The organism is Roseateles sp. 22389 (assembly GCF_052044995.1).
Taxonomy (GTDB): Bacteria; Pseudomonadota; Gammaproteobacteria; order Burkholderiales; family Burkholderiaceae_C; genus Roseateles.
The window spans coordinates 335,438-348,433 of sequence record NZ_JBQEOF010000001.1 but is presented as its reverse complement, the minus strand read 5'-3'; the positions used below and the strand labels follow the sequence as shown (position 1 = coordinate 348,433).

Sequence of the window (12,996 nt, the reverse complement as noted above, 5' to 3'; positions counted from 1 at the left end):
CACGCCCAGCCACACCACGTCCCCACGCATTGCCCCCGGACAGGAAGGACCTCCCTTGAAGCTCATGCTCGATCTCGTGCGGCGCCATCGGCAGTCGGCGTCCGCCAGCGCGATCTCCGCCACCCTCCCCGCCGCGATCTCCGCCGCCACCGACGGCCCCGCCGTCGGCATCCCGTCGATGTGCTCGGCGCATCCGGTCGTGCTGGCGGCGACGCTGCGCGAGTGCGCCGCGCTCGGCCGGCCGGCGCTGATCGAGGCGACCTCCAACCAGGTCAACCAGGACGGCGGCTACACCGGCATGACGCCGATCGACTTCCGCCGCTTCGTCGAATCGCTGGCCCGCATCGAGGGCCTGGCGCCGGAGCTGCTCGTGCTGGGCGGCGACCACCTCGGGCCCAATGCCTGGCGCCGCTTGCCCGCGGCGCAGGCGATGGCCAAGGCCGAGGTGATGGTGGCGCAGTACGTCGCGGCGGGCTTCCGCAAGATCCACCTGGACTGCTCCATGTCCTGCGCCGACGACCCGGTGCCGCTGCCCGAGCCCGAGATCGCGGCCCGCGCGGTGCGGCTGTGCCTGGCGGCCGAGCAGGCCTGGCGCGAGGCGCCCGACCGCGGCGAGCAGCCGGTCTACGTGATCGGCACCGAGGTGCCGGTGCCGGGCGGCGCGCACGAGGACCTGGACGAGCTGGCGGTGACCTCGCCCGAGGCGGCCGGCGCGACGCTGGCGCTGCACCGCGAGGCCTTCACCGCGGCCGGCCTGGACGCGGCCTGGGCGCGGGTGATCGCGATGGTGGTGCAGCCGGGGGTCGAGTTCGACCACCACAAGGTCATCGACTACCGGCCGGAGAAGGCCCGCGCGCTGAGCGCCTTCATCGAATCGCAGCCGGGCCTGGTCTTCGAGGCGCACTCGACCGACTACCAGACGCCGCAGCGGCTGGCGCAACTGGCGCGCGACCACTTCGCGATCCTCAAGGTCGGGCCCGGCGCCACCTTCGCGCTGCGCGAGACGCTGTGGGCGCTGGCCGCCGTGGAGCACGAGTGGCTGGGCCGCGGCGGTCGCGACGCCAATGAGGACGGCCTCATCGGCACGGTGCTCGGCGTGATGCGCGCCGAGCCCGAGCACTGGCGCCCCTACTACCAGGACCCCGCGCGCCTGCACGTGGACCTGGCCTACAGCCTGAGCGACCGCATCCGCTACTACTGGGCGCATCCCAAGGTCCAGGCCGCCTGCGCGGCGCTGCTGGACCGGTTGGAGCACTCCCCGCCGCCGCTGACGCTGCTGAGCCAGTTCCTGCCACGCCAGTACGACGCGATCCGCGACGGCCGCCTGCGCAACCGTCCGGCGGAGCTGCTGCGCGATGGCGCGGCGCAGTCGCTGCGTCCCTACCTCGCCGCCTGCGCCGCCTGAGCGACGGGCGCCCTCCTCCAGAACCCGACCTGCCACGATGAGCCTGCTCCACTTCGCCCCCGCCGACCTCGACCGCCGCGGCGCGGCCCACACCGCCCGAGAGATCGCCCAGCAACCCGAGGTGTGGCGCGCCGTGCATGCGCTGGTGGCGTCCCGGCGCGAGGCGCTCGACGCCTTCCTGCAGCCGCTGCTGGCGCGGCCCGACCTGCGCATCGTGCTCACCGGCGCCGGCAGCTCGGCCTTCATCGGGCAATGCCTGGCCCCGGCGCTGCTGCAGCAGCTGGGCGCGCGGCCCGGCATCCGCGTCGAGGCGATCGCCACCACCGACATCGTCTCGAGCCCCGCCCAATGCCTGCAGCCCGGCGTGCCGACGCTGCTGGTGTCGTTCGCGCGCTCGGGCAACAGCCCCGAGAGCCTGGCCGCGGTCGACCTGGCCGATGCCACGGTCGATGAATGCCACCACCTGGCCGTCACCTGCGCGGCCGAGGGCACGCTGGCGCGGCGGCTCGGCGCGCATGCGCGCGCCCAGGTGCTGCTGCTGCCGGACGAGACCCACGACCGCGCCTTCGCGATGACGTCCAGCTTCACCGGCATGCTGCTCGCCGCCGCCTGGGCCTTCGGGCTGCCGCTGCCCACACCGCAGGCGCTGGGCGACGCGGCCACGCGGCTGCTGGCCAGCGAGGCGGATCGCCTGGTGGCGCTCAGCGAGCAGCCCTTCGAGCGCGTCGTCGTGCTGGGCAGCAACGGCCTCAAGGGCCTGGCCCACGAGGCGGCGCTGAAGATCCTGGAGCTGACCGACGGCCGGCTGGTGGCGCTGGCGGATTCGCCGCTGGGCTTCCGGCATGGGCCCAAGACGGTGCTGAACGAGCGCACGCTGGTGCTGATCCTGATGTCCAACGACAGCTACACCTGCCGCTACGACCAGGACCTGCTGCGCGAGCTGCGCCGCCAGGGCCGCGGCCGCGTCGTCGCGCTGAGCACGGCGGCGCTCAACGGCACCGACGCGCTGTCCGAGGACGACGTGCTGCTGGACCTGCCGGCCAACGTGCCCGACCTGGCGCTGGCGCCGGTGGCGCTGGTCTTCGGGCAGTGCCTGGCGCTGCTGGCCTCGCTCAAGCTGGGCATCACGCCGGACAATCCGAGCGCATCCGGCACCGTGACCCGCGTGGTCAGCGGCGTCACCATCCACCCGCATCCGCAGGGCTGACTCCCGATGAGCGCGATGACATCGACGATCGCCGACGACCACCAGCGCGCGGCTGACCGCGACGCGGTCTACCTCGGCATCGACGGCGGCGGCACGAAGACCAGCTTCCTGCTGCTGGCCGGCGATGGCCGCCTGCTGGCGCGGCATGTGTCGACGACCAGCTACTACCTGGAGATCGGATTCGACGCGCTGCGCGCGCTGCTGCACGAGGGCATCGCCCAGACGCTGCGGCAGGCGGGCCTCGGGCACGCGTCGGTGCGCTCGGCCTTCGCCGGGCTGCCGGCGCATGGCGAGGACAGCGCGCTGCTGCCGGCCTTCGACGCGCTGCTCGCGGACCTGCCGCTCGCGCGCGTCGGCAACGACATGGTGTGCAGTTGGGCGGGCTCGCTCGGCGGACGCGACGGCATCAGCCTGGTCGCGGGCACCGGCTCCATCGCCTATGGCGAGTGGCGGGGCCGGGGCGCACGCAGCGGCGGCTGGGGCGAGGTCTTCGGCGACGAGGGCTCGGCCTACTGGCTGGCGCGCGAGGGCCTGGCGCTGTTCTCGCGCATGGCCGATGGGCGCGCGGCGCCCGGGCCCTTGCTCGCGCTGGTGCGACGGCATTTCGGACTGGCGCACGACCTCGATGTCTGCGCGGCGGTCAACGGCGCCGCGGCGCGCAGCCGGCTCGCGCAGCTGGCGCGGCTGGTCTCGGCCGCGGCGGCCGAGGGCGATGCGCAGGCCGCGGCCCTGCTGGCACGCGCCGGGGAGGAGCTGGCGCTGCTCGCGGCGGGCGTGGCGCGGCAGCTGGACCTCCCGGCCGATGCGGCGGTCGAGGTGTCGTACACCGGCGGGGTCTTCGAGGCCGGCGATGCCGTCACCGGTGCGCTGCGCGCGGCGATGGCGAAGTCGCTGCCGAATGCGGCGCTCGTGGCACCGAGGTTCGGGCCGGAGCTGGGCGCGGCGATGTATGCGGCGCGGTTGGCCGGAGCGCGGCTGGAGCCGGACACGCACGCCGCTGCCGCGCTGGCGCGCTGAGCGAGCGCCATCCGGCCGCCGCGTCGGCGCCTTCTCGGTGCCTTCTCGGTGGCTTCCGAACGCAGCGACCTCGATATCATTCGAAAGTTCACGTCTTCCGGATCCTCATGTCCACCACCCGCGCCCCGAGTCCCACGTCCGCCGACAAGCGCGACGCCTCGCTGCTGATCGACGAGCGGCGCCAGCTGATCCGCGACCAGGTGCAGGCGCAGGGGCGGGTCACGGTGGAGGAACTGGCCGAGCGTTTCGGCATCTCGGTGGTCACCATCCGCAGCGACCTCAACGCGCTTGCCGCCAGCGGCGCGCTGCTGCGCACGCACGGCGGCGCGCTGGCGCATCGCGACACCGAGGAAGTGCCCATCAGCGTCAAGCAGAAGCTGCATCACGAGCAGAAGGTGCGCATCGCCATCGAGGCGGCGAAGCTGATCCACGACGGCGAGACGGTGATGCTGGACTCGGGCTCGACCACCGAGGAGATCGCCAAGCAGATCCGCGGCCTGCGGCTGCAGTCGCTGAACGTGATCACGAATGCGCTGAACATCGCGATGCTGCTGGCGACGGTGCCCGGCGTGAACGTGATCATGCCGGGCGGGCTGCTGCGGCCGAATTCCTATTCGCTGTCGGGCCCGCAGGCGGTGACCGCGCTGCAGAGCCTCTACGCGGATCGTCTCTTCCTCGGCGTGGACAGCCTGGATCCGGAGATCGGCGTCATGACGCCGCACCTGCTGGAGGCGCAGCTGAACGCGCAGATGATGAAGATCGCGCGCCAGGTGGTCGCGGTCGCGGATGCGTCCAAGCTGATGAAGCGCAACCTGTCGGTGATCGCGCCCGTCGAGCAGCTCGACCTGCTGATCACCGACAAGGACGCCGACGAAGCGATCGTCGGCGAGCTGCGGCGCCGCGGCGTCGAGGTCGTGCTGGCCTGAACGGCTCGGCCGTGCGGCCCGCGGGCTCTATCAGCGCTTGAACTGCGCGCAGGGATCCTCGCGCGACGGCGCGGGCGCGCGCTCGACACGGTCGAAGCCGCCAGCGGGCGCGGCGCTGCCCGGCTCGAGGTAGGCGACGGCGTCGATGTCCGTCGACGGCACGCCGGCCGCCTGCAGGTAGACGGGCACCGCGAGATCGCGCCGCACATGGCCGTTGCCGGCGATCAGCACCACCCGCTTCGCGCCCGCCTCTCGGGCGTCGAGCATCGCCCGCGCCATTGCCGCATCGCGGGCCCGCTGGGCCTGCACCATGCCGGGCAGCATCGCCTCGGGCATCGCGCCGCAGTGGCCGTCCTGGATGTCCTGGCGCAGCGCGTCCTGCTGCGCGCCGTTCCACGCGGTGCGCTCGCGCAGCGCGAGCAGCTCGGCGGGCCAGGCCGCGTCGCCTTCACGGACGATCCGGCGGACCTGGTCGCGGTCGATGTTGCCGCCGCGGATGTCGGCGCCCGATTGCAGGGCAGCCTCGAACAGCGGCTGGTGCAGCGGCCAGCGCCAACTCTTGCGGTCGAGCTTCGCGGCGTCGATGACGGCATTCAAGTCGCCGGGCGCCGCCTGGCGCGCGCGCGCGACCGCCGCATCCTCGCTGCGCGAGAACTGCTCGAAGACGACGACCGTGCGCGACTCGTGCGCGATCAGGCGGCGCAGCTGCTCGGCGCGGGCGCGGTGGTGGTCGGGGTTGTCGTGGAGCTCGCCGAGCAGGATGAATGGTGGTTCGGAACGGGCGGCCGGCGCCGAGACGGTCGGCGCCGCGCGCGAGTCCACCGAGGCGGCGGAGGCGGAGGCGGAGGCGGAGGCCGCCGAGCGTGCCGTGGCCGTGGCTGTCGTCGAAGACGCGCAGGCTGCGAGCAGCAGCGGGACCAGCGCCAGCGCGGCGCCACGGAAGGCGATGTTCATGGTCGATCCTGGAAGACAGGGAAACGGGAACAGGCCTGCCGAGCGATGGCTGGGTCGGGCGGAGGGTCAGCGGCGGATTGTCGCCGCCGCGCGGGGCCGGATCGGCTCCGCGTTCAGCGCATGGGCGCGTCGGTCGTCAACCCGACGACCGTTCAACGGATCGTCATCACCGACCGCATCGCCTTCACCGCGCCCTCGCCCATCGCGGCGCCGAAGCGCTTGGCGATGCGTTCGGCGACGTTGTCGCGCGGCGTGTAGTCGACGACCTCCTCGGCCTTCACCACCTCGCGGGCGACGTAATCCAGGTTGCCGGTGCCGTCGGCCAGACCCAGCTTGATCGCCTGCTCGCCGTTCCAGAACAGGCCCGAGAACATCTCCGGCGTTTCCTTCAGGCGCGCGCCTCGGCCCTCGCGCACGACGGCGATGAACTGCTGGTGGATCTGGTCCAGCATCGCCTGCGCATAGGCCTGCTGCTTGGGCGTGACCGGCGAGAACGGATCCAGCATCCCCTTGTTCTCGCCCGCGGTCATCAGGCGGCGCTCGACGCCGACCTTCTTCATCACCTCGGTGAAGCCGAAGCCGTCCATCAGCACGCCGATCGAGCCCACCACCGAGGCCTTGTCGACATAGATCTCATCGGCGCCCGCCGCGATGTAGTACGCACCCGAGGCGCAGATCTCCTCGACCACCGCGTAGACCTTCTTGTTGTGCAGCGCCTTCAGGCGCTTGAGCTCGTCGTTGACGATGCCCGCCTGCACCGGGCTGCCGCCGGGCGAGTTGATGCGCAGCACCACCGCCTCCGAGCCCTGGTCCTCGAACGCGGCCTTCAGCGCGGCGTTGATCAGCTCGGCGCTGGCCTCGGTGTCCGGCGCGATCTCGCCGCGCACCTCGACCAGCGCGGTGTGCGGACCGGTGGTCGCGCCGCCGTGGTGCCGGGTCGAGAACATGGACCAGACCAGCAGCAGGAACAGCGTCACCCAGATCAGGCGGAAGAAGGTCTTCCAGCGCCGGTCGCTGCGGCGGTCGCGCAGGTAGTCATGGGCGAACTGCTCGAACACGTGTTCATAGCGCCCGGGCAGGCCGGTCGCGGGCGCCGCCGAGGCCGGCGCGGCCGATGCGGTCGCGGGGGCAGGAGCGGACGCCGGGGTCGGCGCCGGCTTCAGCATGTCCTCGGGCCGCGGCGTCGCGTCGGGGATGGGACGCGGCAGGTCGGAGTCGTTGTCTTGGCTCATTCAATCCTCGAAGGCTGGCCGCGTGTCGCGGGAGGGGTACCAGAAGACCTGGCCGTCGCGCTCGCGCACGTCGAGCTTGGTCAGGCCGATGCGGCCGCACATGCCGGTGACGCAGCGCCCATCTCGCGGGTGGTACACGGCGCCATGGATGCTGCAGATGATGTATTCCTTCCGGCTGTCCAGGAACTCGCCTTCCTGCCAGTCCATCTCGGTGGGGACGTGGGCACAGCGGTTGAGGTAGCCGACCACCTCGCCGTCGAAGCGCAGCGTGAAGGCCGATGCCGGCTGGCGGAAGTGCAGCACGTCGAAGGTGTGCGCGCGGCCGCGCTCCTCCAGCTCGGAGGAGGCGCACAGCGGCACGGAGGACGGGTCTTGCTCGGGGGGCATGAGGAGGGAACGGTCGGGGAAATCAGGCAGGGGCCATCAGGCATGGGCCAGCAGCCAGTCGCGCAGCGTCGGCACGTCGTGCGCGACCAGCAGCGGCTCGAAGTCCCGCAGCGACTCGTGCGCATGGGCGCCGTAGGTCACCGCGATCGCCGGGCAGCCCGCGTTGCGCGCCAGCTGCAGGTCGTGGGTCGTGTCGCCGATCATCAGCGTGCGCTCGGGATCGGCGCCGAACTCGCGCATCAGCTCCAGCAGCATCTGCGGATTGGGTTTGCCGGCGGTCTCGTCGGCGGTGCGGGTGCCGTCGAACAGCGTCGTCATCTCGACCGCGGCCAGCGCCTCGTCCAGGCCCCGGCGGCTCTTGCCCGTCGCCACCGCCAGCCAGTGGTGGCGCGCCTTGAGGTCCCGCAGCAGCCCGGGCACGCCGTCGAAGAGCGTCACCTCGTGGGCGGACGCGAAGTAATGATGGCGATAACGCTGGCCGAGCTCCGGATAACGCGTCCGGTCCAGCCCCGGCAGCGCATATTCCAGCGCCTCGATCAGACCCATGCCGATGACGTAGGCGGCGCGCTCGCGCGAGGGCGGCTCCAGGCCCAGGTCGGCGGCGGCCGCCTGCATGCAGCGCACGATCAGCGCGGTGGAGTCGAACAGGGTGCCGTCCCAGTCGAAGACGATCAGGTCGAAGCGTTGAGGCATGGCGTCAAGGGGCGGGTCGTCAGGGGCGGGTCGTCAGGGCACCGGGCGGCGCAGCGCGGCCAGGAGTGTCTCGCACTCGGGCGGCAGCGGCGCGTTCAAGGTCAAGGTCTCGCCGGTGGCGGGATGCGTGACGCGCAGTTGGCGCGCGTGCAGGAACATCCGGTCGAAGCGCAGCGCGCCCCGCGCGAGCGCGCGGTTGGCCTCGAAGTCGCCGTATTTCGGATCGCCGACGATCGGATGGCCCTCGTGGGCCAGGTGCACCCGGATCTGGTGCGTGCGCCCGGTCTTGATGGTCACGTCCAGCAGGCTGTAGCCGGCGGCGTCCGGCGTCCGGCCCGGGAGGGCCTCCATCACCTTCACCAGGCTGATCGAGCGCTTGGCCTGGTCCGCCTGCGGATCGCCCGGGTTGGGGACCGCCCGCACCCAGCGCTCGCCGTCGCTGCCGACGAACTTGAGCAGCGGGACGTCCACCACCTTCCTGGACTTCGCCCACGCGCCGCCCACCAGCGCCGCGTAGGTCTTGCCGGTTTCGCGGTCGCGCAGCTGGTCCTGAAGGTGCGTCAGCGCGCTGCGCTTCTTGGCGATCATCAGCAGGCCGGAGGTCTCCTTGTCGAGCCGGTGCACCAGCTCCAGGAACTTCGCCTGCGGCCGCGCGCGACGCAGCTGCTCGATCACGCCGAAGCTGACGCCCGAGCCACCATGCACCGCGACGCCGGCGGGCTTGTCCACGACGATCAGGTGCTCGTCCTCGAAGACGATCGGGAATTCGCGGGCGGGGATGGCGGGCTCGGCGGGTTTCTCCGCCAGCCGCACCGGCGGCACGCGGACGACGTCGCCCACTTCCAGCCGCGAATCGGCCGAGCAGCGGCCCTTGTTGATGCGCACCTCGCCGGACCGGATGATCCGGTAGACCAGCGTCTTGGGCGCGCCCTTGAGCTCGCGGATCAGGAAGTTGTCCAGCCGCTGACCGGCGGAGCCGTCGTCCACCGTCAGCTGCCGCACCTGCGCCGGGGGCGGCTCCGACGCGGCCGGCGCCGGCGGCACCGGGGCCGTGGTGGCCCGCGCCGCGGGACGGGTGACCGGGGGCGGAGCGCCCTTGGCGCGTCCCGGTTTGACGGGGCTCGCCCCCCTCGTGGCACTGCGGGCAGTCCCTGGGGCGGCCTTGCGGGCTTTAGCCCCTATAATGCTGCTTGCCACGTTTGCGTTGTAAGTATTTGATTTTTCTCATTTTACTCGGACGTGAGCGTTCGAGTCCGACGAGAACGTGGCATTGAGCGGCCATTGTGAGTAGGCTGCTCATTACTTTTGGTGATGCAACATCAGGTCATCGCGTCGAGTCCGCTTCCCAAAGCGAGCGGGCAGTCACGAGGGCCGGATGGCAGAGCAACGTCGTCAGAACCATTGCTCACGCGGTCGACCGCATCCTCGGATGTCGGCAGGCGGCGCGGGCAGCACAACAAGGTTTCACGACGTCAGCGAGGGGGCGCAAGTCCCGGCGCTGACGTCAGCACCCAGGCCCCGTTTCCGGATGTTTTCCTCGGTCTTTCCCACCCCCCGCCGCTTGCGAGCGCGTGTTGGCTTCGTCCACACGCCGGGCTCCGGCCGTGGTCGGGTCGCGCCTGAAGCGGCGCGCAGGCGGACCGGAACAGACGACCCGGGGCCCGCGGTGCACGCGCCAACGCTGCAGCGCTGAACGGTCAACGCGCCGTTCAATTGCAGTCCAGGGCGATCCTTTCATTGGTTCTTTCGCGTTTCTCGTGCATCGGTCGAATCGCCCGCCGGTGAATAGCCGGCAGCGGTTCACTTGAAGATGCGCGCCAGCGGCTTGGCCCTGGCGTGGAGGAGAACTGATGAAACGCATGCTGATCAACGCGACGCAGCAGGAAGAGCGTCGCCTGGCCATCGTCGATGGCCAGAAGCTGCTGGACTTCGAGACTGAAATCGAAGGCCGCGAGCAGCGCAAGGGCAACATCTACAAGGCAGTGGTGACGCGCGTCGAGCCGTCGCTGGAAGCCTGCTTCGTGGATTACGGCGAGGACCGCCACGGCTTCCTGCCCTTCAAGGAAATCTCGCGCCAGTACTTCCGGGACGGCGCCGACGTGCGCTCGGCCAAGATCCAGGACGTGATCAAGGAAGGCCAGGAACTGCTGGTCCAGGTCGAGAAGGAAGAGCGCGGCAACAAGGGCGCGGCGCTGACGACCTTCGTGTCGCTGGCCGGCCGCTACCTGGTGCTGATGCCCAACAACCCGCGCGGTGGCGGCGTCTCGCGCCGCATCGAGGGCGAGGACCGCGAGGAACTCAAGGAAGCGCTGGACCAGCTCGAATATCCCAAGGGCATGTCGCTGATCGCGCGCACCGCGGGCATCGGCCGTTCCGCCGCCGAGCTGCAGTGGGACCTGAACTACATGCTCAAGCTGTGGACCGCCATCGACGAGGCGGCCCAGGGCGGCAAGGGCGCGTTCCTGATCTATCAGGAGTCGTCGCTGGTGATCCGCGCGATCCGCGACTACTTCACCGCCGACATCGGCGAGATCCTGATCGACACCGACGACATCTTCGAGCAGGCCCATCAGTTCATGACCCACGTGATGCCGGAGACGGCGCACAAGGTCAAGCGCTACCGTGACGACGCACCGCTGTTCAGCCGCTTCCAGATCGAGCACCAGATCGAGACGGCCTTCAGCCGCACGGTGAACCTGCCCTCGGGCGGCGCCATCGTGATCGACCACACCGAAGCGCTGGTCTCGGTGGACGTGAACTCGGCGCGCGCCACCCGCGGCGGCGACATCGAGGAAACCGCCACCCGCACCAACCTGGAAGCCGCCGACGAGATCGCGCGCCAGATGCGCCTGCGGGACCTGGGCGGCCTGATCGTCGTGGACTTCATCGACATGGAGGAGTCCAAGAACCGCCGCGAGGTCGAACAGCGCCTGCGCGACGCGCTGCGCCAGGACCGCGCCCGCGTGCAGTTCAGCTCGATCAGCAAGTTCGGCCTGCTGGAGCTGAGCCGCCAGCGCCTGCGTCCGGCGCTGAGCGAAGGCAGCCACATCACCTGCCCGCGCTGCAACGGCACCGGCCACATCCGCGACACCGAATCGTCGGCGCTGCAGATCCTGCGCATGGTCCAGGAGGAGTCCATGAAGGACAACACCGCGGCCGTGCACGTGCAGGTCCCGGTGGAAGTGACCAGCTTCCTGCTCAACGAGAAGCGCACCGAGATCACCAAGATCGAGCTCAAGCAGCGCGTGACCGTGCTGCTGGTGCCCAACAAGCATCTGGAGACGCCGAACTACAAGCTCGAGCGCCTGCGCCACGACGATCCGCGCCTGGAGAACCTGCAGGCGAGCTACACGATGATCGAGGAGCCGCAGGAAGAGGTGGGCATCACCCGCCGCGGCGCCGAGAAGAAGAACAAGCAGGAGCCGGTGATCAAGGGCCTGATGCCGGAGCAGCCGGCACCGATGCCCGCGCCGGCACCCGCGCCCAAGGCGGCGGAACCGGTGGTCGCGGCGCCCGCGCCGGCGGCTCCCGCGGCGCCGGTCGCGGCGGGCGGTGGTTTCTTCGGCTGGATCAAGAACCTGTTCGGCGGCGCGCCCGCGCCGGCCCCGGCGCCCGCTGCCGAAGCGAAGGCCGCCGAGCCGGCCAAGAAGGAACGCGGCGAGCGCGGCGATCGTGATCGCAACGCCCGTGGCGAGCGCGGCGACCGCAACCGCCGTGGTGAACGCGGCGATCGTGGCGAGCGCGGTGAACGTGCCGAACGCGGTGACCGTGGTGACCGCAACGAGCAGAAGGCCCGTGACGGCAAGCCGCGCGGCGAAGGCAAGCCGCAGCAGGAAGGCCGCGGCGAGCGTCCGGAGCGTGGCGAGCGCGGCGACCGTGCCGAACGCGGTGAGCGCGGTGAACGCGGTGAACGCGGTGAGCGCAACCGTCGCAACGAGCGCGCCGACAAGCCGGAGCAGGCCGTCGAAGGCGCACCGCGCCAGGAACGCGCGGAGCGTGGCGATCGTCCGGAACGGGGCGAGCGCGGTGATCGTGGCGAGCGTGGCGAAGGCCGCCGCCGCCGCGAGGAACGCGCCGCCGAGGTGACGCAGGAGCAACTCGCGCCGCTGGCCGGTACCGAGGCCGCCAACACCGAGTCGCCGATCGCTTTCGCCGACACCCAGCCGCTGGAGACGCCGCTGGAAACGCCGCTGGGCGAGGCCGGCGAAGAGCGTCAGGGCCGTCGCCGTCGCCGTCGCGGCAACCGCGGTGAGCGTGGCGCCGAAGGCATCGAGGGCGCGGAGCAGGTCGAAGGCACGCTGGTCGAAGGTCAGGCGCCGGAAGCGGGCGAGGCCTCGTTCGCCGAGGGCGCCGAGTCCGCCGCCGCGCCGGTGGTCGAGGGCGAGGCCCCCGCCGAAGCCGTTGAAGGCGCCGAAGGCGAAGGCCGTGGTGAGGGCCGCCGCCGTGGCCGGGGTCGCGACCGCTATCGTCGCGACCGCCGCGAAGGCGAAGGCGCGCTCGCCGAAGGCGGCGAGGGTGCGAACGGCCTGATCGCTGAAGGCGAGGTCGCTTCGCCGGCCGTGGCCGCGCTGGACGGCATCGTCCTGGACGCGGGTGCCGCGCCGAAGCAGCTGGAACTGGGCGAATCGCCGAAGCAGGCGCCGGCGCAAGCCGTCGCGCCCGCGCCGGTGGCTGCCGCGCCGGCTCCGGCCGCCGCCCCGGTCGTGCCGCGCTTCGAGCTGCCGATGACTGAGCTCAGCGCCGTCGCCGATGGCGCCGGCCTGGTCTGGGTCAACAGCGATGCCGACAAGATCGCCGCCGCCCAGGCCGCGATCGCCGCCGAGCCCGCCCCGGCACCGCTGGGCCGCGAGCCGGCACCGGTCGTGGTGGTCGACGACGGCCCGCTGGTGCTGGTCGAGACCCGCAAGGACCTCAGCCAGTTCAAGCTGCCCTTCGAGGCCTGATCGCCCGCATGAACTCCCTCTCCCGCTTGCGGGAGAGGGATGGGGTGAGGGCCGGCCTCCGCAGGTGCGCCTGATGGAGACCCCTCACCCCTCCCTCTCCCCGCCCGCGGGGAGAGGGTGTCATCGAGGCACGAGTTGATTTCGCAAGAGCCGCCGAGTTACCCCCGGCGGCTTTCCTTTTGGGGCGTCACAAGCGCCCGACGACACGACGGAGACTTCCCTTGAACACCTC

At 71.4% G+C, this 12,996-nt stretch carries 10 protein-coding genes; 5 read left to right on the top strand and 5 right to left on the bottom strand.

Annotation, left to right across the window (positions count from 1 at the left end):
* Positions 1–64: 64 nt before the first annotated feature.
* The 4 genes from ACTJKJ_RS01545 (at position 65) to ACTJKJ_RS01530 (ending at position 4,555) form a co-directional block, all read left to right on the top strand.
* Positions 65–1,405: a D-tagatose-bisphosphate aldolase, class II, non-catalytic subunit gene (locus ACTJKJ_RS01545; RefSeq protein WP_440819558.1), complete on the top strand. Its 1,341-nt coding sequence runs from the start codon at positions 65–67 to the stop codon at positions 1,403–1,405.
* A 37-nt stretch (positions 1,406–1,442) separates the two neighbouring features.
* Entirely contained in the window at positions 1,443–2,612 is a 1,170-nt protein-coding gene (locus ACTJKJ_RS01540; RefSeq protein WP_440819376.1) for an SIS domain-containing protein, read from the top strand.
* A 6-nt stretch (positions 2,613–2,618) separates the two neighbouring features.
* Positions 2,619–3,629 carry a BadF/BadG/BcrA/BcrD ATPase family protein gene (locus ACTJKJ_RS01535; RefSeq protein WP_440819375.1) on the top strand — a complete coding sequence of 337 codons (1,011 nt, stop codon included), beginning with the start codon at positions 2,619–2,621 and terminating at the stop codon, positions 3,627–3,629.
* A gap of 107 nt (positions 3,630–3,736) precedes the next feature.
* Positions 3,737–4,555 carry a DeoR/GlpR family DNA-binding transcription regulator gene (locus ACTJKJ_RS01530; RefSeq protein WP_440819374.1) on the top strand — a complete coding sequence of 273 codons (819 nt, stop codon included), beginning with the start codon at positions 3,737–3,739 and terminating at the stop codon, positions 4,553–4,555.
* Between the two features lie 30 nt (positions 4,556–4,585).
* Here ACTJKJ_RS01530 and ACTJKJ_RS01525 read toward each other — a convergent pair whose 3' ends face one another.
* The 5 genes from ACTJKJ_RS01525 to ACTJKJ_RS01505 all read right to left on the bottom strand — a co-directional run bounded on the left by ACTJKJ_RS01525 (position 4,586) and on the right by ACTJKJ_RS01505 (position 8,865).
* Positions 4,586–5,509 carry a ChaN family lipoprotein gene (locus ACTJKJ_RS01525; protein WP_440819373.1) on the bottom strand — a complete coding sequence of 308 codons (924 nt, stop codon included), beginning with the start codon at positions 5,507–5,509 and terminating at the stop codon, positions 4,586–4,588.
* Positions 5,510–5,661: 152 nt separating this feature from the next.
* Positions 5,662–6,741, bottom strand: a complete 1,080-nt coding sequence (locus ACTJKJ_RS01520) for a S49 family peptidase (protein ID WP_440819372.1) — start codon at positions 6,739–6,741, stop codon at positions 5,662–5,664.
* On the bottom strand, positions 6,742–7,128 hold the full coding sequence (locus ACTJKJ_RS01515) for a Rieske (2Fe-2S) protein (protein ID WP_440819371.1): 387 nt from the start codon (positions 7,126–7,128) through the stop codon (positions 6,742–6,744).
* A gap of 36 nt (positions 7,129–7,164) precedes the next feature.
* Positions 7,165–7,821: an HAD family hydrolase gene (locus ACTJKJ_RS01510; RefSeq protein WP_091726530.1), complete on the bottom strand. Its 657-nt coding sequence runs from the start codon at positions 7,819–7,821 to the stop codon at positions 7,165–7,167.
* 33 nt (positions 7,822–7,854) lie between these two features.
* Positions 7,855–8,865, bottom strand: a complete 1,011-nt coding sequence (locus ACTJKJ_RS01505) for an RluA family pseudouridine synthase (protein ID WP_440819370.1) — start codon at positions 8,863–8,865, stop codon at positions 7,855–7,857.
* 806 nt (positions 8,866–9,671) lie between these two features.
* Between ACTJKJ_RS01505 and ACTJKJ_RS01500 the strand changes: the two genes are divergently transcribed.
* Positions 9,672–12,764, top strand: coding sequence for an Rne/Rng family ribonuclease (locus ACTJKJ_RS01500; protein ID WP_440819369.1), 3,093 nt, complete (start codon positions 9,672–9,674; stop codon positions 12,762–12,764).
* Positions 12,765–12,996 lie beyond the last annotated feature (232 nt).